This window comes from Hansschlegelia quercus, assembly GCF_004310425.1.
GTDB lineage: Bacteria > Pseudomonadota > Alphaproteobacteria > Rhizobiales > Methylopilaceae > Methylopila > Methylopila quercus.
Genome location: NZ_SIUB01000003.1, coordinates 431963 through 452132 on the forward strand (window position 1 = coordinate 431963; position 20170 = coordinate 452132).

Annotated in this window: 18 protein-coding genes and 1 tRNA gene; 4 read left to right on the top strand and 15 right to left on the bottom strand. The window is 66.2% G+C overall.

The genetic code is table 11. The features are described from left to right. Nucleotides 1-888 carry a cation diffusion facilitator family transporter gene (locus EYR15_RS09105; RefSeq protein ID WP_131003194.1) on the bottom strand — a complete coding sequence of 296 codons (888 nt, stop codon included), beginning with the start codon at nucleotides 886-888 and terminating at the stop codon, nucleotides 1-3. Nucleotides 889-1102: 214 nt separating this feature from the next. Here EYR15_RS09105 and EYR15_RS09110 point away from each other — a divergent pair. Beyond that, a tRNA-Arg gene (locus tag EYR15_RS09110) sits at nucleotides 1103-1179 on the top strand. Between the two features lie 706 nt (nucleotides 1180-1885). Here the strand turns inward: EYR15_RS09110 and EYR15_RS09115 are convergent. The 4 genes from EYR15_RS09115 to EYR15_RS09130 form a co-directional block, all read right to left on the bottom strand. Continuing rightward, nucleotides 1886-2077: a hypothetical protein gene (locus EYR15_RS09115; RefSeq protein WP_131003196.1), complete on the bottom strand. Its 192-nt coding sequence runs from the start codon at nucleotides 2075-2077 to the stop codon at nucleotides 1886-1888. A gap of 467 nt (nucleotides 2078-2544) precedes the next feature. Continuing rightward, nucleotides 2545-2844, bottom strand: a complete 300-nt coding sequence (locus tag EYR15_RS09120; RefSeq protein ID WP_131003198.1) for a hypothetical protein — start codon at nucleotides 2842-2844, stop codon at nucleotides 2545-2547. A gap of 245 nt (nucleotides 2845-3089) precedes the next feature. After that, nucleotides 3090-4589, bottom strand: coding sequence for a CoA-acylating methylmalonate-semialdehyde dehydrogenase (locus EYR15_RS09125; RefSeq protein ID WP_131003200.1), 1500 nt, complete (start codon nucleotides 4587-4589; stop codon nucleotides 3090-3092). Between the two features lie 70 nt (nucleotides 4590-4659). Further along, nucleotides 4660-5091 (bottom strand): DUF1810 domain-containing protein, encoded by a 432-nt coding sequence (locus EYR15_RS09130; protein WP_131003202.1) that lies wholly within the window; start codon nucleotides 5089-5091, stop codon nucleotides 4660-4662. A gap of 137 nt (nucleotides 5092-5228) precedes the next feature. Here EYR15_RS09130 and EYR15_RS09135 point away from each other — a divergent pair, with 137 nt between their 5' ends. Both EYR15_RS09135 and EYR15_RS09140 read left to right on the top strand, forming a co-directional pair. After that, complete coding sequence (locus tag EYR15_RS09135; protein WP_131003203.1) at nucleotides 5229-6680, top strand: amino acid permease; 1452 nt, start codon at nucleotides 5229-5231, stop codon at nucleotides 6678-6680. A 124-nt stretch (nucleotides 6681-6804) separates the two neighbouring features. Continuing rightward, on the top strand, nucleotides 6805-7077 hold the full coding sequence (locus EYR15_RS09140; protein WP_131003205.1) for a hypothetical protein: 273 nt from the start codon (nucleotides 6805-6807) through the stop codon (nucleotides 7075-7077). Nucleotides 7078-7169: 92 nt separating this feature from the next. On the opposite strand, the gene EYR15_RS09145 is transcribed toward EYR15_RS09140, so the two are convergent. The 10 genes from EYR15_RS09145 to rpmB all read right to left on the bottom strand — a co-directional run bounded on the left by EYR15_RS09145 (nucleotide 7170) and on the right by rpmB (nucleotide 18977). Then, nucleotides 7170-8147: an HpcH/HpaI aldolase/citrate lyase family protein gene (locus tag EYR15_RS09145; protein ID WP_131003207.1), complete on the bottom strand. Its 978-nt coding sequence runs from the start codon at nucleotides 8145-8147 to the stop codon at nucleotides 7170-7172. A gap of 295 nt (nucleotides 8148-8442) precedes the next feature. Next, nucleotides 8443-11223, bottom strand: a complete 2781-nt coding sequence (locus tag EYR15_RS09150; RefSeq protein ID WP_131003208.1) for a phosphoenolpyruvate carboxylase — start codon at nucleotides 11221-11223, stop codon at nucleotides 8443-8445. Nucleotides 11224-11344: 121 nt separating this feature from the next. Continuing rightward, nucleotides 11345-12244, bottom strand: coding sequence for a succinate--CoA ligase subunit alpha (gene sucD / locus EYR15_RS09155; protein WP_131003209.1), 900 nt, complete (start codon nucleotides 12242-12244; stop codon nucleotides 11345-11347). Between the two features lie 13 nt (nucleotides 12245-12257). Then, the gene (locus EYR15_RS09160; protein WP_131003210.1) at nucleotides 12258-13436 is read right to left on the bottom strand and encodes a malate--CoA ligase subunit beta; all 1179 of its coding nucleotides are present in this window, start codon (nucleotides 13434-13436) and stop codon (nucleotides 12258-12260) included. A 265-nt stretch (nucleotides 13437-13701) separates the two neighbouring features. Continuing rightward, entirely contained in the window at nucleotides 13702-14331 is a 630-nt protein-coding gene (fchA, locus tag EYR15_RS09165) for a methenyltetrahydrofolate cyclohydrolase (RefSeq protein WP_131003211.1), read from the bottom strand. Then, entirely contained in the window at nucleotides 14331-15197 is an 867-nt protein-coding gene (locus tag EYR15_RS09170; RefSeq protein ID WP_131003212.1) for an NADP-dependent methylenetetrahydromethanopterin/methylenetetrahydrofolate dehydrogenase, read from the bottom strand. The genes fchA and EYR15_RS09170 overlap by 1 nt, the downstream gene beginning before the upstream one ends. 213 nt (nucleotides 15198-15410) lie before the next feature. Then, nucleotides 15411-16352 (bottom strand): D-2-hydroxyacid dehydrogenase, encoded by a 942-nt coding sequence (locus EYR15_RS09175; protein ID WP_131003213.1) that lies wholly within the window; start codon nucleotides 16350-16352, stop codon nucleotides 15411-15413. A gap of 128 nt (nucleotides 16353-16480) precedes the next feature. Further along, complete coding sequence (locus tag EYR15_RS09180) at nucleotides 16481-17689, bottom strand: aminotransferase class V-fold PLP-dependent enzyme (RefSeq protein ID WP_131003214.1); 1209 nt, start codon at nucleotides 17687-17689, stop codon at nucleotides 16481-16483. A gap of 334 nt (nucleotides 17690-18023) precedes the next feature. Then, nucleotides 18024-18632 (bottom strand): queuosine precursor transporter, encoded by a 609-nt coding sequence (locus EYR15_RS09185; protein ID WP_131003215.1) that lies wholly within the window; start codon nucleotides 18630-18632, stop codon nucleotides 18024-18026. 18 nt (nucleotides 18633-18650) lie between these two features. Beyond that, the gene (gene rpmB, locus EYR15_RS09190) at nucleotides 18651-18977 is read right to left on the bottom strand and encodes a 50S ribosomal protein L28 (protein ID WP_131003216.1); all 327 of its coding nucleotides are present in this window, start codon (nucleotides 18975-18977) and stop codon (nucleotides 18651-18653) included. Between the two features lie 278 nt (nucleotides 18978-19255). Here rpmB and EYR15_RS09195 point away from each other — a divergent pair, with 278 nt between their 5' ends. Continuing rightward, on the top strand, nucleotides 19256-20134 hold the full coding sequence (locus EYR15_RS09195; RefSeq protein ID WP_245498219.1) for a DUF3108 domain-containing protein: 879 nt from the start codon (nucleotides 19256-19258) through the stop codon (nucleotides 20132-20134). Nucleotides 20135-20170: the final 36 nt, after the last annotated feature.

Genomic DNA, 20170 nt, shown 5'->3' on the forward strand with positions numbered 1-20170 from the left:
TCACAGCACGACGATGCCGGAATGTTCGGCCTTGTCCTCCGGCTCGATATGGATCGTTACCAGCATGTCGGCGTCTTCGGCGTGGAGCGCGCGCTCGATGCGGTCGCAGATCTCGTGCGCCTCGGCGACGCGCATGTCGCCGGCGACGACGAGGTGGAAGTCCACGAAGGTCAGGCGGCCGGCATGGCGGGTGCGGAGATCGTGGGCTTCGATCGCGCCCTCGGCCTGCTTTGCGATGGTCTGGCGGATGAGCGTCTGGGTCTCGGGGGAGGCGGCCTCGTCCATCAGCCCGCCGAGCGACGACCGCACCAGCCGCGCGCCGGACCAGAGCACGTTGATCGCGACCGCGCATGCGATCGCCGGGTCGAGCCAGGGCTGACGGAACGCGAGCGCGAGCCCAAGGCCGATCAGCACCCCGATCGAGGAGACCACGTCCGTCATCAGATGCGCGCCGTCGGCTTTGATCGCGGGCGAGCGTATCGCCTTGCCGCGGCGGAGCAGCAGCAGGCCCCAGGCGGCGTTGATCACGCTGGCCAGAATGTTGGCGCCGAGGCCGAGCGGGGTGAGGTCGATCTCGCGCGGGTGGAGGAAAGCGCCCCAGGCCTCGTTGAGGATCGCGCCCGCGGCCGCCACGATCAGCACGCCCTCGAGCACGGCGGAGACGTATTCCGCCTTCTGGTGGCCGTAGGGGTGGTCGCGGTCCGGCGGCGCGGAGGCGACGCGCACTGCGACGAACACGGCGATCGACGCAGCGACGTTCACGACGCTCTCCGCCGCGTCCGAATAGAGCGCGACCGACCCCGTCAGCAGATAGGCCGCCGCCTTGAGCGCCAGCACCACGATCCCGACGACGATCGATCCGAGCGCGAGGCGCTGAATGCTGTCCATGACCCCCGCCTCGTAAGCCCGTCGTCCCCTCGAGCCGGCAGCGGTTATCCCGCAGCGGGGCCTTGGCGCAACCGCTATCTTCGCCCCTGCGAAGCGCTTGCAATCGCAATGGGCGAGACTGCGCCGAAGGAGCGGACGGAACCTGCGCCACGACGAATTTTTTCGACTTGCGCGCGGCGCGATTTGAGGCTTGTTCTGGATCGCGCGTCGTTACGTCCCGGTAGCTCAGCAGGATAGAGCAACGGTTTCCTAAACCGTAGGTCAGGGGTTCGAATCCCTTCCGGGACGCCAGCGGAATTTTCCGCCTTTAAAGTTGCTGGGTTTCCCGACCAATAGCGCCGCCTAGTGCGCGACGACCTCTGTCTCTACCGCGCGCTCGATATTGGCGGCCTCCAGCGCGGCCATCCCTAGCAGGTAGGCGAGCAATCTGTGTCCTTGCTCTTGAGCCTGCCCTGCTAGCTCCTCCAATGCTTGAGAAAAAAGGTCACTCTCGGGTGATATTTGTAACATCGCGTCCGCCAGCTTCGGTTGCCGCGACGATCGCATAGGTTGTGTCCCACAGAATTAGGGGAAATCCCTTAGAAATTTCAAAAACTGCGAAGATTGTGCAACCTCTACAGCCTCACGAAGGCCGGGCCGCGATCTGCGAGCTGACGAAGGCGCTCGTCGAGCGCACCTGCAACCTCCAGCCAATGCCGCCGGCGAACCTTGATATTTTTGGCGGAGCCGAGTGCAGGTATAATGGATCGCCAGCTCTCAGCCGAGGCGATCTCCAATGGATTTCTAATCTTACGTCGAGCAGCCAAATAAATTCGAGCGTCAGAGCGCACATGCTGCCCTGGAAGGTAGGAGCCTCAGGACGGCTGACGATTGTATCCGCAATGGATGCAATCTTGCTGAAGACAGCCTTCTGAAGTTCGCGACGCCATCCTTTCCGGGGCTTCGGTCGCGTCAGGCTCCGCGCCATCTTCCGCGCGCCTACGCGGAGGCTTTTGCGTCAGGCGGCGTATTTGATCGCGAAAAAGATGAGCGCGCCGTTCATCGCAAGAAGCATGAGGACGGCGCTCACCACGCCGGGCATCTGGCCGTTTGTCGCCTTCGAGTATGAGGCGATCTCAGGAGCGGCGTGCGTGCGGAGCTTGCGTGGGTTCGATCGGCCCGAAGGGCTTGGGTGAAAGTGCGTCGACATTGGCGGGCCCGCCTCACCACTGCCGATCGAGAACGTCTTCGAGCGTCTCCGGGTCCTGCTGGTATTCCCAGCGTCTCCCGATCGGGTCGAACCGGCAGAAGACCTTTCCTCGAGAGGCCGACAGCTTGCCCGTCGTCAGTCGGACGGGAAGAAGAGGATCGTATCTGTGCCAGCGGCCATCCCTGGGAGGGGTCTGCCGCCCGAAACGGAAGCGGATCGGAGCCAAGAGGGCGTTGATCGAAGTGTCCATGATCCGGTCCCTGCGGGGTGACAGATACGCTGACACATGCCGATAGGGTGCGCAATTAAGAGTTGCTAAAACGTTATTGCACAACCAAAAGCTTGTTTGGAGCCTGTGCGGCTCGTAGGCCTCTCTTTGCGGCCCCCGCCCGCTCGCACAACGAAAAGCGGCCCCACGAATGGGGCCGCTTGCATAAGCTACCGGTGCTACGTAACCCGCTAGGCGGTTACTTCGGCTTCGGCTGGGCCGGGTCGTCGCCCGGGGTCGCGCCGACCGTGCCGGGCGAAGTCGCGCCCTTTCCGGCGTCGCCAGTGCCCTTGTTCTGCTCGCGCACTTCCTGCGGGCTCGTGGCGATGGTCGGCGCGGTGTGCTGCATCGCTCCGGTCGCGCCGGGAGACGTCTGCTTCGGATCGGACTGTGGGTCCTTACCTGCGGCCGCAGGCGGATCGACGGTCGACGGCGTGGTCTGGGCGAACGCGGCGCCGGTGGAAAGCAAGACGGCTAACAGTGCAGCTGAATACTTCATGCAGTGTCCTCCCAGTGTCGCGCGTCAGGGCGCGCTTGCCGAGGTAAATGACCCAAGCCGGGAATTAGTTCCCGGCTTCGACTTAAGAGTCCTTAGGATCGCCCCGTACGCATCTTCTGCTCGTTTCTGCGGAGGGGCCGGGCGGTCCAGACCGCGCGGAAGATCTCGCCATTTCCGGACCTTGAACGCTGGCCTCGACCGCCGGCCATTAGGAGCGGTCACGGAGACGTGAGGTTGGACTCCCCTTACTTCATCGTGGGCATGATGAACTCCGCGCCGGCGCGGATGCCGGTCGGCCAGCGGCTCGTGATGGTCTTCAGGCGCGTGTAGAAGCGGACGCCTTCCATTCCGTGCATGTGGTGGTCGCCGAACAGCGACGCCTTCCAGCCGCCGAAGGAGTGGAACGCCATCGGCACCGGGATCGGCACGTTGATCCCGACCATGCCGACCTGGATGTCGTGGGCGAACTCGCGCGCGGCGTCGCCGTCGCGGGTGAAGATCGCGACGCCGTTGCCGAACTCGTGGCTATTGATCATGCGCGCGGCGCTCGCGTAGTCCGCCGCGCGGGCGACGCAGAGCACGGGGCCGAAGATCTCCTCCTTGTAGATCGTCATGTCCTCGGTCACGCGATCGAACAGCGTGCCGCCGAGGAAGTAGCCGTCCTCATAGCCCTGCAGCTTCAGCCCGCGGCCGTCGACGAGGATCTCGGCGCCTTCGGCGACGCCCTTGTCGATGTAGGACGAGACCTTGTCGCGGTGCTGGGCCGTGACGAGCGGGCCCATCTCGGCCTCGGGGTCCGTTCCGGGCCCAACTTTGAGCGCGCGCACTTTCGGGATCAGCCGCTCGATCAGCGCGTCCGCGGTCTTCTCACCGACGGGAACCGCGACCGAGATCGCCATGCAGCGCTCGCCGGCCGAGCCGTAGGCCGCCCCCATCAGCGCGTCGACCGTCTGATCCAGATCGGCGTCCGGCATGACGATCATGTGGTTCTTGGCGCCGCCGAGCGCCTGGGCGCGCTTACCGGTCTGCGCGGCGGTCTGGTAGATGTAGCGGGCGATCGGGGTCGAGCCGACGAAGCTCACCGCCTGGATGTCGGGGTGGTGGAGCAGGGCGTCGACCGCCTCCTTGTCGCCTTGGACGACACTGAACACGCCGTCCGGCAAGCCGGCCTCCTTCAGCCAGCCCGCGATCAGCAGCGAGGCGGACGGGTCGCGCTCCGAAGGCTTGAGGATGAAGCAATTGCCCGCCGCGAGCGCGACGGGGAACATCCACATCGGCACCATGGCCGGGAAGTTGAACGGCGTGATGCCGGCCACGACGCCGATCGGCTGACGCAGAGAATGGCTGTCGACGCGCGTGCCGACATTCTCGGTGAACTCACCCTTGAGCAGCTGGGGCGCTGCGGTCGCGAACTCGACGACCTCTATGCCGCGCTGGATCTCCCCCTTGGCGTCCGAGAGGACCTTGCCGTGCTCCGCGGTGATGGCCGCAGCGAGCGTGTCGATGTTGGCTTCGAGCAGCCCGAGGAACTTGTTGAGGATGCGCGCGCGCCGGAGAGGCGGCGTCTTCGCCCAATCCGGGAAGGCGCGCTTGGCGGCGGCGACGGCCGCATCGACCTCCGCGCCGTTCGCGAGCGCAACCGAGCCGGTCTGCTCGCCGGTCGCGGGATTGAACACCGGCGCAAAGCGGCCCGAGCGGCCCGGCGTCTCGGCGCCGGCGATGAAGTGGCGAATCTCGGTCGGCATGGGGCCCTCGTCGTCGCGGTCTTGCGGGCAAGCTATGGCCCATCTCGACCGCCGAAAGGAAGCCTGCGCCTCAACTCTGTTCGAGTAAGGCGAGCGTCCGGTCGTCGCGGACGCCGCCGCAGAGTCGCTCGAGCGCCTGGCCGAACGTTTCATCTCCGTCCGCTGCGCCTTCGAACAGCGTCATCGACGAGCGGAACTTCATGTCGTCCGGCGAGCCGAAGACCGTTCGGAGGTCGGCCCCTTCGATCGCCAGCACGGCTTCGGTCGCTGCGCGCAGGCGGCGGCCCAGGACGGGGTGCGCGAGATAGGCGCGCGCCTCAGCGAGCGAGGCGATCCCGTAGAAGTCGGCCATCCCGGACGAGCCCAGCCCGCGGAGCTGAGGGAAGACGAACCACATCCAGTGGCTGCGTTTTCGGCCTGCTTTCAGCTCCCCAAGCGCGGCTTCGAATACGGGGCGCTGCGCCTCCATGAAACGTTCGAGGCGGTGCGGATCGTGGGGCATGGCGGCCTCCCGGTCGGTTTCTGCGCTCCACTCGCCCAAAGAAGCGGCGCTCCTCGCTCTTGCCCAAAACTTCTCCAGCGCAAGAACGTCAAATGACGAGCCCGTGAACGTGCGGGGTCGCGGGTGGAGCGGGACCTATGACCGATCTGATGCTTCGCAAGAGTATCGACGAGATCGTCGCGGAGGATGACGGCGAGCACAAACTGACGAAGTCGCTAAATTGGCTGTCGATTATGGCGATGGGCATCGGCGCGATCATCGGCGCCGGCATCTTCGTGCTGACAGGGACGGCCGCGGCGAACTACGCCGGCCCGGGCATCGTCCTGTCCTTCATTCTCGGCGGGGTGGCCTGCGCCTTCGTGGGACTGTGCTACGCGGAGCTCGCCTCGCTGATCCCGGTCTCGGGTTCGGCCTACACCTACACGTATGCGACGCTGGGCGAATTGTTCGCCTGGATCATTGGCTGGGACCTGATCCTCGAATACGCGATGGGCGCCGCGACGGTCTCGGTCGGCTGGTCGGGCTACATGGTCAGCCTGCTCGCCGACGTCGGGATCTACATTCCTCCGCAATTCGCCAACGCCACGGGAACAGCGGTCAAGCTCGCTGACGGGACGATGGCGACTGGCATCTTCAACGTGCCGGCGGCCATCATCGTGCTGCTGCTCACTTTCCTGCTCGCCCGCGGCACGCATGAATCGGCGCGGCTGAACACGATCATGGTGGCGGTGAAGCTCGCCGTCGTCCTCGCCTTCATCGTGATCGGCGCGGCCTATGTCGACACCTCGCACTGGAAGCCGTTCATCCCCGAGAACAAGGGCGCCTTTGGCGAGTTCGGATGGAGCGGCGTCCTGCGCGGCGCGGCTGTGGTGTTCTACGCCTATATCGGGTTCGACGCGGTCTCCACGACGGCGCAGGAGGCGGTGAAGCCGCAGCGCGACATGCCGATCGGCATCCTCGGCTCGCTTGCGATCTGCACGCTGCTCTACATCCTCGTCGCCGGCGTGCTGACCGGCATCGTGCCCTACGCCGACCTCAACGTGCCGGACCCCATCGCCAAGGGCGTCGACGCGATCGGCCTCGGCTGGTTCTCGACCGTCATCAAGTTCGGCGCGCTTGCGGGGCTCACCACGGTCATGCTGGTGCTGCTCTACGGGCAGACCCGGATCTTCTTCACGATGTCGAAGGACGGGCTGATCCCGCCGATGTTCTCGAAGGTGCATCCGACCTACGGGACCCCCTATGTCAGCCAGATCATGATCGGCTCGATCGTGGCGCTGATCGCGGGCGTGCTGCCGATCTCGATCCTCGGCGAGATGGTCTCGATCGGCACGCTGTTCGCGTTCATCCTGGTCTGCGGCGCGGTGATCTACCTCCGCCGCAGCGACGGCAACATCCGCCGCCCGTTCCGCGTGCCGGGCGTGCCGGTGGTCCCGATCCTCGGCATCCTGTTCTGCCTGACGCTGATGGCCGGCCTGCCGCTCGACACCTGGCTGCGGCTGGTGATCTGGATGGTGATCGGCTTCGTCGTCTACTTCGGCTACGGCCGCCGCCGCTCCATCGCGCAGCGACATGCGGGAACAGCGTAGACGTCAGCCGAAGATGGCCGTCGGCTTAAATGGCGATCTTCCCCTTTCGCCGCTCCGCCTCAGTTCCAGACGTTCGGGGCAATGAAGGCGGGCCGGTCCGGTCCGCCGGAACGGGAGGAGCAGCATGCTGACGACTGAACCGAAGGAAGCGGTCGAGGCCGCGAGGAACGTCCAGGCGGCCTATGAGGAGGACGGAGGATCCAACCTCGATGCCCATATCGACGGGTTCATGTCCGGGGTGGAGGCTGTTCTGGCGAGGCCTGGCGTCGACCGAGACGCCTACCTGTCCGAGCTCGTCTCATCGCTCGAGCAGGATGAGCGTTCGGGCCAAGGGTCGGGATCCGAGGTCATGAGCGCCCTGGTGGCCAAGCTCAAGTCGGTCCGCAAAGGCGCCTAGGCGCGCCCTCGTCACTCTGAGCATTACGCAATTAGAACCGCGCGCCCGTCCTATCGAAAGATGGGCGCGCGGCGTCTGAGGCGGCCTTACAGTCAGGCCGCCTGTTTCATCGCGTCGGCCTTCTCAATCAGCGCTTCCGCCATGCGGATGGACGCGATGTCGATCAGGCGTCCGTCGAGCGCGACGGCGCCGCGGCCAGCCTTCGCCGCCTCTTCCATGGCTTCCAGAATGCGGCGAGCCTTGGTGACTTCCGCCTCCGAGGGCGTGAACACCTCGTTGGCGAGCTCGATCTGGCTCGGATGAATCGCCCACTTGCCCTCATAGCCGAGCACGGCGCAACGGCGGGCGGCCGAGACGTAGCCATCGGGGTCGGAGAAGTCGCCGAACGGGCCGTCGATCGGCCGCAGGCCGTAGGCGCGGCAGGCGACGATCATGCGGGCCTGGGCGTAGAGCCACGGATCCTGCCAGTGCGTCTCGCGGGCGCCGCTGTCGTCCTTGTCGGTGAGCACCGCATAGTCCGGGTTCACGCCGCCGATCACGGTCGAGCGCGCGCGCATCGAAGCCGCGTAATCCGCGACGCCGAAGGACATCGCCTCGAGGCGCTTCGACGAGGTCGCGATCGCCTCGACATTCGCCATGCCAAGCGCGGTCTCGATCAGCACCTCGAAGCCGAGCTTCTTCTCGCGCTTCTTGGCCTGTTCGATTTGGGTGACCAGCACGTCGATCGCGTAGACGTCCTGCGGCACGCCGACCTTCGGGATCAGGATCATGTCGAGGCGCGGGCACTGCTCCACGATGTCGACGACGTCGCGGTACATGTAATGCGTGTCGAGGCCGTTGATGCGGATCATCATCGTCTTCGTGCCCCAGTCGATCTCGTTCAGGGCCTGGACGATGTTCTTGCGCGCCTGCTCCTTGTCATCGGGCGCGACCGCGTCTTCGAGGTCGAGGAAGATGACGTCGGCCTTCGACTGCGCCGACTTCTCCATGAAGGTCGGGTTTGAGCCCGGCACGGCCAACTCGGAGCGATGCAGGCGGGGGGTCGCCTGCTGGATCAGGGTGAAGCTCATGTCGTTCTCCTCAGTCGAAAAACCTGCTGACGGCGGCGTACGGACTTAATCGACGGATCGCGTTCACTTGACTATTCGCCGTCAGGACTAGGGCCGGTGAAATATGTCTGTCACTTAGTCTGATGCGCGCCTGCGCCGCAGGCGACGGATGCGGCGTGCGCGCTTCGAGACCCGCCTTCGGCGCTCCTCAGCATGAGGAGCGTTGAGTTGGCGAGATTTCCTCATGCCGAGGAGCCCGCTTTCAGCTGGCGTCTCTAAGCACGCAGTACGTCTCAGCAATCGATGTCTGCGCGCCTCACCCCGTCGCCCCGAACCCGTTGGCGATGCAGTTGATGGAGAGCAGCAGCGGCGGCTTGATGTCGTCCTCGCGGCGCGCCTCATCGGTCTCGGCGCGGAAGCGGCGGAGAAGCTCGACCTGCTCGCGGCTCACCTGGTTGATGACCGGCAGGCGCTGGGCGAGGCGTTCGCGGAAGGCGGGATAGCGCTCGGCGATCTCCTTGCCGCGGCTGGCCCGCAAGGCCATCTCGCAGGTCAGCGCGTATTCCGCCTCGATCATCGGGAAAATCGTGTCGACGGCTGTCTGATCGGGGCAGAGGGTGGCGTATTCGCGCGCGATCGACAGATCGACCATGCGCAGGGTCTTCTCGACCTCGTCGAGCACCAGCCGCAGCACCTTGGATTCCTCGAACATGCGCCGCAGAAGCGCCTCGCCGACCTCGCCGCGGACTTCGATGAAGTTCTTCAGCGCCGAGCCGATGCCGTACCAGCCGGTGATGATGTGCCGGTTCTGCGCCCAGGCGAACACCCACGGGATGGCGCGGAGGTCCGACAGCGAGCGCGCCCCAAAGCGCCGCGCCGGCCGCGAGCCGATGTTCAGCAACGAGAGCTCCTCGAGCGGGCTCGCGTGCTGGAAGTAGGTGACGAGGTGCTCGTTGGAGATCAGCTGGCCGTAGGTCGCCCGCGATGCGCCGGAGAGCGCCTCGAGCGCGTCGTCGAACTCGTTGCGGCTCGACCGAGGGGTCTCCCGCTCCGACATCAGCGCGTGCTCGAACACCGAGGAGGCGGTGAGCTCCATCTGGTAGGCGGCGGTGCCGCGGTTGGAATATTTGAACGAGACGATTTCGCCCTGGTCGGTGACGCGATAGCGGCCGCGGATCGAGCCCGGCGGCTGGGCGGCGATGGCGCGGGCCGTTGGGGCGCCGCCGCGCGAGACCGAACCGCCGCGGCCGTGGAAGAAGGCGATCGGCACGCCGGCCTGCCGGCCGACTTCGGTGAGCTTGGCCTGGGCCTTGTAGAGCTCCCAGTTGGAGGCGAAATAGCCGCCGTCCTTGTTGCTGTCCGAATAGCCGATCATTACCTCCTGCACCTCGCCCTGCCAGCGGGTGGAGCGGCGCACGACCGGGATCGCCAGCAGCTCGCGCATGATGGCGGGGCCTTCGCGAAGGTCCTCGATGGTCTCGAACAGAGGCACGATCGGCAGCTGGCAGATCTCGACGCCGGCGCCGTCGAGGAAGCAGCCGGCCTCCTTCGCGAGCAGATAGGCGCCGAGGATGTCGTTCACCGAGCGCGTCATCGACAGGATGAAGGCGCCGAACGCCTCGCGGTCGATCTGGGCGCGCATTTCGGCGACCAGGGCGAAGGTCGCGATCGTCTCCTGCGCGTCCTCGGAAAGCTCCTTGAGATTGCGCGGCGGGAGGGTCGGCGTGCGGGGCGTCGCGAGTTCGGAGGAGAGCCAGTCCCGCCACGCGCGGCTCGCGACGTCGGGCGCGTCGTCCGGCTTGGCGTCGTTCGAAAGCGCCCACATTTCACGCAGCGTGTTGGTGGTGCGCGTCGAATTTTCGCGCAGGTCGAGCCTGACGGTCGAAAAGCGGAAGATCTCCACCATCCGGCGCACCGGCCGCACCATGTTGACCGCGAGCGAGCGGCAGCCGGCCCCGTCGAGCCCGCGCTCCAGCGCCTTGAGGTCGTCGATCAGGTCGTCGGCGTTGGTGTAGAAGGGGCCGGGCAGGACGACCGGCTCCTCCTTGTTGCGCTCGATCGTGGCGTCGAGCTTGCCGAGCACGCAGGTCAGGAACTGGCGGTAGGGCTCGCCCGGGTTGCGCCCGGCAATCGCGTCGCCGTCGCCGCTCGCGGCCAGCCGCTCCGCGAGTTCGGCCTTGAAGCCCTCGGAGGTCGGCAGCGCGCGCTCGGTGATCGAGAGCCTGCGGCCGAGGTCCATCAGCCGCGTCCGGTAGCGGCGCATCGAGGCGCGTGCGTTGCGCTTCAGCGTGGTGCGGGTGACTGCCGAGGTGACGAAGGGGTTGCCGTCGCGGTCGCCGCCGATCCATGAGCCGAACTGGAAGAAGGCCGGAACCTCGAAGCGCTCGTCCGGATAGTATTCGGCGAGCGTCTCCTCCAGTGAATACAGGACCTCCGGCAGGGTCTCGAAAAGCGACTCGTCGAAAAAGTGCAGGCCCCAGGACACCTCGCGCACGACGGTGGTCTTCTCGAGCTGCAGCTCGCCCGTCATCCAGATCAGCTCGATCTGGTCGCGGAGATCGGCGACCAGGGCGTTGCGCTCGCGCTCGGTCCAGCGCGGCAGCTCGAGCTCGCGCAGCACGAGGTAGATGCGGCGGAGCTTCTCCAGCATCGTGACGCGCTTGGCTTCGGTCGGATGCGCCGTCAGCGTCGGGCGGATGCGCAGCTCCTTCAGCAGCGCGTGCAGCTCGTGGGCGGGGATGCCGGCCTCGACCGCCTGCGCCAGCACGTTCGCGAACGTGCCTTTCACCTCGGCGCGGCCGCGCGTGCTCTCGGTGTGGCGGCGGCGGCGCATCGCGGTGTTCTCTTCCGCGATCGACAGCAGCTGGAACCAGATGCCCTGCACCTGCAGCGCGCGCGCCATCAGCTCGGGCGTCAGCTCCGAGATGTTGGCCTCGCCGCGCAGCACCCTCTCGAGCTCCGGCTGGTGGCGCCGGCAGACGTCGATCAGTGACTGGAACAGGATGTCGGTCGCCTCGTCGCCGGAGGTGCCGGTGATGACGGGGGCTGCGAAGATCGTGTCGTTCTCGCTCGGAACCGCGTGCGGTACGGGGGTCATCGGAGGTCACCAGCTTTTCGGGCGCCGCCCGCGCCCAAATGCGGAAGGACGGACGACGAGGCCCGGCAAGAATCGGGCCGGGCTAGTGGACAGTATCGATGCGTTACGGGGACTGTCGCGCTCAGGCGGCTTTCCTTCCGCACGACAGCACCTCGGCGACGGTCGCGCCGAAGGAGCCCGGGTCAGGCGCGACGGTCAAGCCATAGGACCGCATGATCTCCGCCTTCTCCGCCGCGCTGTCGCCGACGGCCGAGATGATCGCGCCGGCATGGCCCATGCGACGGCCCTTCGGCGCGGTCAGCCCCGCCACGAACCCCACGACGGGTTTTGAGAAGTTCTCCTTGATCCAGGCGGAGGCCTCGGCCTCCTGCGGGCCGCCGATCTCGCCGATCATCAGCACGGCCTCGGTCTCCGGATCCTCTTCGAACAGAGCGAGGTGGTCGATGAAAGACGAGCCGTTGATCGGGTCGCCGCCGATGCCGACTGAAGTCGAGACCCCGATCCCGAGCGCCTTCATCTGGCTCGCCGCCTCGTAGCCGAGCGTGCCGGAGCGCGAGATGACGCCGACCTTGCCCTGGAGGTAAATGTGTCCGGGCATGATGCCGAGCATCGCCTTGCCCGGCGAGATGATCCCGGCGCAGTTCGGGCCGACCACCATCGTCCGCTTCTCCTTGGGATAGCGGTAGAGGTAGCGCTTCACGCGCATCATGTCCTGCGCGGGGATGCCGTCGGTGATCGAGCAGACGAGCTTTAGCCCGGCGTCGGCGGCCTCCATGATCGCGTCCGCGGCGAAAGGCGGAGCGACGAAGGCGATGGAGGCCGCAGCGCCGGTTTCGCGCACGGCGTCCTTTACCGTGTCGAAGACGGGGAGGCCGAGATGGCTCCGCCCGCCTTTGCCCGGGGTGACGCCGCCCACGACGTTCGAGCCGTACTCGATCATCTCGCGAGCGTGGAACGCGCCTTTGTCGCCCGTAATGCCCTGGACGATGATCGGGGTCTTCTCGTCGATGAGGATGCTCATTGCCGATCCTCCCTCACGCGGCCGACTTGTAGGCTTCGCAGGCGCGCACCGCCTTTTCGGCGGCCTCCGCTAGCGTGTCAGCGGCGATCAGGTCGAGCCCGCTCTCCTCAAGGATCTTCTTGCCGGCCTCCACGTTCGTGCCGGCGAGCCGCACGATCAGCGGCGCCTCGATCTTCACTTCCCTGGCCGCCTGGACGACCCCTTGCGCAACCCAGTCGCAGCGGTTGATGCCAGCGAAGATGTTGACGAGGATCGCCTTGACGTTCGGGTCCGACAGCACGAGGCGAAACGCCGTCGCCACGCGGTCCGGCGACGCGCCGCCGCCGACGTCGAGGAAGTTCGCCGGCTCCCCGCCGGCATGCTTGATCATGTCCATGGTCGCCATGGCGAGACCAGCGCCGTTGACGATGCAGCCGATCTCGCCCTCGAGCCCGATATAGTTGAGGTTGTGCTCGGCGGCTTGCGCCTCGCGCGGATCGGACTGGGAGGGATCGTGCATGTCGGCGACGGTATGCCGGCGAAACAGCGCGTTGTCGTCGAACGACATCTTGGCGTCGAGCGCCAGCACGCGGTCGTCGTTGGTCACGACGAGCGGGTTGATCTCGAGCATGACGCCGTCTGAATCGCGGAACGCGCGGTAGGCGTTCATGATTGTCTTCACGGCCGCCGAAGCCTGCCGGGGGCTGAGGCCAAGTTTGAAGGCGATCTCGCGCGCCTCGAACTGCTGCAGTCCGACGGCGGGCTCAACGACGACCTGGATCAGCGAGTCCGGGTCGGACTTGGCGATCTCCTCGACCTCCATGCCGCCATTGGCGGAGGCGATGACGCGCACGCGCTCGGCCTTCCGGTCGAGGACGTAGCCGAGATAGAGCTCGCGCTGGAAGGGCTCGGCGGCCTCCACATAGACGCGCTGGACGGGCTTGCCCTCGGGGCCGGTCTGCGTCGTCACGAGGCGCTTGCCGAGCAGGTCCTGCGCGGCCTCGCGCACCTCCGCGCAGGTTCCGCAAAGCCTCACCCCGCCGGCCTTGCCGCGCGCGCCGGCGTGGATCTGCGCCTTCACAGCCCATTGCGAGCCGCCGAGCTCGCTCGCGGCATAGACCGCCTGATCGGCGCTGAACGCGATCGAACCTTTCGGAACGGCGACGCCGAAGCCCGCGAGCAGTTCTTTCGCCTGATACTCGTGAACGTCCATCCCGCCTCCGCGACCTTCAGCTTTTCTTATTTTTGGATTTATGGATGAAAGCTATTCTTTCAAAGAAGGCGCAAGCAGTCATGCCCAACTTTCGTGGCGGGCTTGGTAGGCACGGGAGAGGTCATGACGCCCACTAGGGCGCGCCGTCATCCCGGACGGCCGTAGGCCGATCCGGGATCGTCAAGGTAAGGCGCGCTGTCTTGCGCACGAGCCCGGCTCTCGGCTGACGCCTCGGCCGGGATGACGTCTGAAGGCAGGCCGCAGCTCAGCCGAGCTTGGCCTTCACCACATCATAGACCCGCGTCGTCTCGGCGCCGGCTTCCGACAAAAGAGACTCCAGCGTCGCGAGGCGGCCGTCGGCGAAGTCGCGGTCCTTGATCGAAGCGGCGTTGACGCGGACGTTGAGCGCAGCGCTCATCAGGCCGGCATAGGCCGACTGCACGGCGACGCCGGCGTCCGACACGACGTTGACGTTGCCCTTGTCCGCCGCGACGCTCGAGAGCTTCACCACCTCGGCGCAGAGCTTGGCGCAGTCGAGCGGCACGTCGGTCGCCTCCTTCAGCGCCGCCTGGATCTTGGCGGTGCGGGCGGCCTTGGCCTCGTCGGTCTCGCCCTTCGGCAGGCCATAGGCGCCCATGACGGCGTCGAACGCCTTCACGTCGTCGGCGATCGCCGCGGTGAGCTCGCCGCGGAGCGTCTCGGACTTCGCCAAGACCTCCTTCAGCTCGGCCTCGACCTCAACGTATTTCGGCTTGCCGATCGTGAGGTTGCAGACCATCGAGACGAGCGCCGCGCCCATGGCGCCGGAGATCGCGGCCGCGCCGCCGCCGCCGGGCGTCGAACGCTCGCTCGCGAGATCGTCGAGGAATTCGCCGAGGGGCTGGTTTGCCGCCATTACGCCATTTCCTTGGCGAGCGCGTAGATCTCGTCGGCGTCGAACGACTGATCGGCCGCCTCGAACAGCTTGCCGATCAGCGTGCGGTGCAGCTTGAGCTTGAGGCCGCCGAGGCCGAGCGCGCCGAGCGCGAGCTTGCCGTGGCGCTCCTTGGCCTTGTCCATGGCGTCGATGCCGCCGATCCCCAGCGGAGGCTGGGCATTGTAGTCGACCACGATCTCGATCGAGGCCTCCGAGCTCCAGTTCTCCTCCGAGAGCAGCTCGAAGCCGATCGCGCCGGCGGAGAATACGAGGTTCGCGCCGGCGACGGCAGCCTTGCGGGCGGCCTCGTCCTTGGCCTCGATCGCCTCGACCTTGACGCCGAAACGCTTCTCGATCGCGTCGGCGGCCTTCTGGGTCTTACCCAGATCGCGGCCGGTGATGGCGACGATCGCGCCTTCCTTGCCGAGCATGGCGGCGGAACGCATGCCGACCGGGCCGGTGCCGGCGAGGATCACGGCCTTCTTGCCCTTCACGTCGCCGCCGAGCGCCTTGACCGCGAGCGCGACGCCGGCTGCGGCCGTGGTGTTCGAGCCGTTCGAATCCAGCATGGTCGAGACGCGGAAGGGGCCGAAGAAGCGCTTCTGCACGGCGTCGTAGACCGCTTCGCCGGCCGCCATGTCGCCGCCGCCGACGAAGATCGCCGTCGACTTCTTCTCCGAGCCGCCGCGCGTGTAGATCGTCCCGTCGACATAGGCGCCGACATTCTCGGGCGTGACGTTGCCGTAGCCCGTGATGTGATCCGCGCCGCCGTCATAGCCCACGACGACGTCGAAGACGCTCGGGGTCGGGTCGGTGTCGAACTGGAAAAGCAGCTTCTTGGTCATCGGTCTTCCCTGTCGCCCGCGTTCGGGCTGTTTTGTTTGGCCTGGAGCGACGGCCCGCGTGCTTCGAGACGCGTCGGGGCTTCGCCCCGAAGCTCCTCAGCATGAGGAGGTTTGAGCCCGCCATCTCTGCGCTCCTCATGCTGAGGAGCCTTGGCCTCTCAGGCCAAGGCGTCTCGAAGCACGCAGAACGCCCGATGCAGGCTCAGTTCGCGCTCACTCCACCACGTTGACGGGCTTGCCCGCCACGAAGGCTTCCACGTTGTCGATCAGCTGGTCGGCGAGGAACTGCATCGCCTCTTTCGACGCCCACGCCACGTGCGGGGTGACGATCAGGTTCGGCAGGTCCGCGTCGCACAGGATGTTGCCGTCCTTCGGAGGCTCCTGCGCCACGACGTCGAAGCCGGCGCCGCCGATCTCGCCCGATTTCAGCGCCTCAAGCAGCGCCGCCTCGTCGACAAGGCCGCCGCGCGCGGTGTTGATGAGCAGCGCGTGGTTCTTCATCTTCTTGAACTGCTCAGGCCCGAACATGTTCTTGGTGTCGGGCGTGAGCGGCACATGGATGGTGATGACGTCGGATTGGGTCAGCACCGTTTCGAAGTCGACCAGGCCGTCCTGCGGGAAGACGTCGTAGGGCAGCACCTTCATGCCCAACGCTTCCGCCCGTTTGCCGATCGACTTGCCGAGCGCGCCGTAGCCGATGATGCCAAGCGTCGAACCGGCAATGTCATAGATCGGGTAGTCGAAGTAGCAGAACTGCCGGGACTTGCTCCAATCGCCGCGCTTCACGGAATTGGCGTAGGGCACGATCGAGCGGCGCAGCGCGAACATGAGGCCGATGACGTGCTCGGGCACGGTGTTGAAGGCGTAGCCGCGGATGTTGGAGATCGTGATCCCCTGGGCCTTGGCCTGCGCTTTGTCGACGATGTCGGTGCCGGTGGCCGCGACCGCGATCAGCTTCAGGTTCGGCAGCTGCTTCAACGTCTCGGCGCGCATCGGCACCTTGTTGATCAGCGCGATGTCGGCGTCCTTGAGGCGCTCGACGATCTCCGCCGGCTCCCAGGTCGAGTCGTATTCCGTGTAATCGTGCGGGAAGTTCGGCGCGCGGACCTTGGCGTCCACGCTCTCCCGGTCGAGAAAGACGATCTTGTGCGTCACGGACGTTTCCCCATTGCGAGCGCCTGGCGGAGTCGAGTCCGCCGGCTTTGAGCGATTGACGGCTTCCAGCGCGCGAAGAGGGCCGGGCGGGATTTTCCCGTCCGGCCCTCTCAAGCGACGTCGCGTGGTCAGGCCGCCTTGGGGGTCTCGGCCTGCTTCTCGATCGGGTTGTCGCGCAGATAGTCCTGCGCGGCGCCGACGCCGGAGCCCGCCTTGATCTTCACGCCGTTGTCGAGCATCGACATCTCGGCGCCCGCGATCGCGCCGAGCAGCATCAGCTCGTTCAGATCGCCGATATGGCCGATGCGGAACACCCTGCCGGCGACCTTCGAGAGGCCGGCGCCGAGCGCGAGATTGTAGCGGTCATAGGCGTGGCGGATGATCTTCGCCGCGTCGATGCCTTCCGGCGCGAGGATCGCGGAGACCGTGTCGGAGTGCCAGCGGGGCGACTTCGCGCAGAGCTTGAGGCCCCAGGCGTCGACGGCCTTGCGTGTCGCCTCGGCGAGCACGTGGTGGCGGTGGAAGATCTGCTCCAGACCCTCCTCCTCGATGCACGCCAGCGACTCGCGCAAGCCATGCAGCAGGTTCGTGGCCGGCGTGTAGGGGAAGTAGCCGCCGGGGTTGGTGTTGATGTGGTCCTGGAAGTCGAAATAGACCTTGTTCAGGCCGGCATTCTTACGGACGCCAAGCGCCTTCTGGCTGACGCAGACGAAGCCGAGACCGGCCGGCAGCATCAGGCCCTTCTGCGAGCCGGAGACCGCGAGGTCGACCTTCCACTCGTCGAAGCGGAAGTCGATCGAGCCGAGGCCCGAGACGGAGTCGACGAACAGCAGCGCGGGATGACCGGCGGCGTCGATCGCCTTGCGGATCGCGCCGATGTTGGAGGTCACGCCGGTCGCGGTCTCGTTGTGGACCACCATGACGGCCTTGATCTCATGCGCCTTGTCGGCGACGAGAGCCTCCTCGATCTTCTCCTCATGGGCGCCGGTGCCCCACTCCTCTTCCTGGATCTGGACGTCCAGGCCGAGGCGCTGCGCCATGTCGGTCCAGAGGTGCGAGAACTGGCCGAAGCGGGCCGTCAGCACCTTGTCGCCGGGGGCGAGCGTGTTGGCGAGAGCGGCTTCCCAGCCGCCGGTGCCGGAGGACGGGAAGATGAAGGTCTGGCCTTCCTTGGTCTTGAAGACCTTCTTCAGGCCTTCGAAAAGCGGCTTGGTCAGTTCGGGGAAAATCGGCGAGCGATGATCTTCCTGGGAGACCATCATGGCGCGGAGCACGCGCTCCGGCACGTTCGTCGGACCGGGGACGAACAGAAAATTCTTACCGGGGCGTCTCGCCATGATTTCCTCCGTAGCGCCTTCTTGGCGGCAGCAAACAACTGAAGCTCTGCCTTGACTATGCGACAGGCCGTCACGCCTCTCATAGCATAATCATGTCGATCTGCTTGCTTTTTCCTTCAGCAAAACCCGGTCGACGTATTCAGCAGAGATTACACTATGTCCTATCGTCGCACGATAGAACGGCTCTATCGCACTAGACTTCGCGCGCAGGCGCGTGGCGACGTCCGAAAGGGATGCAGAACCGCGCCACAATGCCTCGGAAGGCCAAGGCGTTTCGACGCCGACTTTAGGCGCAAATGCGATTTGCGGTGAATTTAAGCGAAAGCGTGAACGGTCAGCGCGCGTGACCGACCCGCTCATAGGGCATCACGATATTCATCAGCGCGCCGTAGGGCGCAAGCAGGACGAGCGCCGCAAAGGCTTTCACCGTGAAGTCAAACGCCGCGAGATTGGTCCAGAGCGGGGCCATCCACGCGCTGCCGAAGAACGGCACGGCCGACGACATCTCGGCGTCGCCCGCGAAAGCCAGCGAGAAGAACACGATGGTGTCGATCGCCGAACCGAGCAAACTCGCGATCAGCGGAGCCCGCCACCAGCTCTGCCGGCGGAGCTTGGCGAACACCGAGACGTCCAGCAACTGACCAACGAGAAAGGCGGTTCCCGAGGCGAACGCGATGCGTGGAGTGGCGAGCCCGATCGAGAGCGCGACGGCGAGCGCAAAGCCGATATAGACCACGCGGCGCGCAGATCCTGGTCCGAAGCGGCGGTTCGTCAGGTCGGTGACGAGGAAGGCAAGAGGATAGGAGAACGCGCCCCAGGTCAGCTTGTCGCCGAGCCCGAAAGCCTCGACCGGATGCTGCACGAGCACGTTCGACGCCGCGACGACGATGGTCATCGCGACGACGGGAAGCGCAAGCGAGGAAAGCTGGGCCGTAGGCCTCATGCCCGCGGACCTGGGCGGTCAGGAGGCGGCGGCCTGCTCGGCGCCGGCATTCTCACCGGACACAGCTTCGCCGGACTTGGCGATCTTGCGCTTCAGCTCGCGCGCGCCCTGGCTGAGCTCGAGGTCCTTCGCCTTGGCGAGGAAGGCGTCGAGGCCGCCGCGATGCTCGACCGAGCGCAGCGCGTGCGCGGAGACGCGCAACCGAACCGAACGGCCGAGCGCTTCCGAGATCAGCGAGACCTGCAGCAGGTTCGGACGGAAGGTGCGCTTGGTCTTGTGGTTGGAGTGGCTGACCTTGTGCCCGGTGAGCACGGCCTTGCCGGTGAGTTCGCAACGCCGGGACATGGGTTGAGCTCCTGAGGCGATAGTCTGGGACAGCGCGACGACGCCGGACGACATGTCCGTTCGGCCGTCTCACAGCCTGTCGGTTTGAAGGCGCCCGTATAGTCTCGGCGGCCCTGAGCGTCAAGGATCGCGACGGTCGGCTGAGGACCGCCCGCGCATCAGCCTCACAAAAAGCCGAATCGACGCTAGTCTCACTACCATCGCCAAGCGTTCGCCTCCGTCAACGCCTGGCGGCGAGGCGCCGCGCCGAGGCCCGCAGATCCGAAGCCCGATTGAAGATGATGACACGCCTTCCCGCCTCGCCCCGGCTTCGCGCCGCTTCCGTGGCGAGCCTCGCATTCGCCCTGTCAGCCGCGCCGATCCTCGCAGCGCCCGCTTTCGCCGAAACCCAGCTACGCGCGCGCTATGACGTGACGCTGATGGGGATCGGGATTGGCACGGCGAGCCTCCAGGCCGGCATCGACCGCGCGTCCTACGACGTCACGATGAGCCTGCGGATGACGGGGCTCGCGAAGTTTCTGACCGGCGGCCAGGGCGCCGCAGCCGCTCGCGGCGGCTATGTCGGGGCCGCGGTGACGCCGACCGCCTATGCGCTCAACACGCGCGGCAAGGAAAAAAGCCAAGTCATCCGTTTCGCCCTCGCCGGCGGCGCGATCCGGCAGATCTCGGTCGAACCGCCGGTAAAGACAAAGGATACGGTCCCGATCACCGAGGCCGACCAGCGCGGCATCGTCGATCCCTTGAGCGCGCTGGTGATGCCGGTCGCGGGCTCGGGCGAGCTGCTCGACAAGTCGTCCTGCGACCGCACCCTGCCGGTGTTCGACGGCCGCCAGCGTTACGACGTTGCGCTTCATTACGACCGGATGGAGACCGCGACGGCCGCTCCCGAGGCGAAGGACAGCTATTCCGGCAAGGTGATCGTCTGCAAGGCGAGCTATCGCGCGATCGCTGGCCATAAGCCCGGTCGCGAGCAGGTCACCTTCATGGAGCAGAACAAGGACATGGAGGTCTGGCTTGCGCCCGTCGCAGGCTCGCGCGCGCTGATCCCCTGGAAGATTTCGGTGCGCACGCCGATCGGCACAGCCGTCATCACCGCGACGTCCTTTGTGACGGAAACCAAAGAGAAGGCGGCCGGCGCAAAAGGCGTCGATCTCTGAGCGAGATCGGGTCGGAACGAATCGCGAAGGTTCCAG

Excerpts from the sequence above, each read along its gene's own strand:
- fchA (WP_131003211.1), bottom strand. The coding sequence starts at position 14,331 with ATGGCGGCAAACCAGCCCCTCGGCGAATTCCTCGACGATCTCGCGAGC.
- EYR15_RS09130 (WP_131003202.1), bottom strand. The coding sequence starts at position 5,091 with ATGCCCCACGATCCGCACCGCCTCGAACGTTTCATGGAGGCGCAGCGC.
- EYR15_RS09115 (WP_131003196.1), bottom strand. The coding sequence starts at position 2,077 with ATGTCGACGCACTTTCACCCAAGCCCTTCGGGCCGATCGAACCCACGC.
- EYR15_RS09160 (WP_131003210.1), bottom strand. The coding sequence starts at position 13,436 with ATGGACGTTCACGAGTATCAGGCGAAAGAACTGCTCGCGGGCTTCGGC.
- rpmB (WP_131003216.1), bottom strand. The coding sequence starts at position 18,977 with ATGTCCCGGCGTTGCGAACTCACCGGCAAGGCCGTGCTCACCGGGCAC.
- EYR15_RS09140 (WP_131003205.1), top strand. The coding sequence starts at position 6,805 with ATGCTGACGACTGAACCGAAGGAAGCGGTCGAGGCCGCGAGGAACGTC.
- EYR15_RS09195 (WP_245498219.1), top strand. The coding sequence starts at position 19,256 with ATGATGACACGCCTTCCCGCCTCGCCCCGGCTTCGCGCCGCTTCCGTG.
- EYR15_RS09135 (WP_131003203.1), top strand. The coding sequence starts at position 5,229 with ATGACCGATCTGATGCTTCGCAAGAGTATCGACGAGATCGTCGCGGAG.
- EYR15_RS09150 (WP_131003208.1), bottom strand. The coding sequence starts at position 11,223 with ATGACCCCCGTACCGCACGCGGTTCCGAGCGAGAACGACACGATCTTC.
- EYR15_RS09120 (WP_131003198.1), bottom strand. The coding sequence starts at position 2,844 with ATGAAGTATTCAGCTGCACTGTTAGCCGTCTTGCTTTCCACCGGCGCC.
- EYR15_RS09170 (WP_131003212.1), bottom strand. The coding sequence starts at position 15,197 with ATGACCAAGAAGCTGCTTTTCCAGTTCGACACCGACCCGACCCCGAGC.
- EYR15_RS09185 (WP_131003215.1), bottom strand. The coding sequence starts at position 18,632 with ATGAGGCCTACGGCCCAGCTTTCCTCGCTTGCGCTTCCCGTCGTCGCG.
- EYR15_RS09180 (WP_131003214.1), bottom strand. The coding sequence starts at position 17,689 with ATGGCGAGACGCCCCGGTAAGAATTTTCTGTTCGTCCCCGGTCCGACG.
- EYR15_RS09105 (WP_131003194.1), bottom strand. The coding sequence starts at position 888 with ATGGACAGCATTCAGCGCCTCGCGCTCGGATCGATCGTCGTCGGGATC.
- EYR15_RS09145 (WP_131003207.1), bottom strand. The coding sequence starts at position 8,147 with ATGAGCTTCACCCTGATCCAGCAGGCGACCCCCCGCCTGCATCGCTCC.
- EYR15_RS09125 (WP_131003200.1), bottom strand. The coding sequence starts at position 4,589 with ATGCCGACCGAGATTCGCCACTTCATCGCCGGCGCCGAGACGCCGGGC.
- sucD (WP_131003209.1), bottom strand. The coding sequence starts at position 12,244 with ATGAGCATCCTCATCGACGAGAAGACCCCGATCATCGTCCAGGGCATT.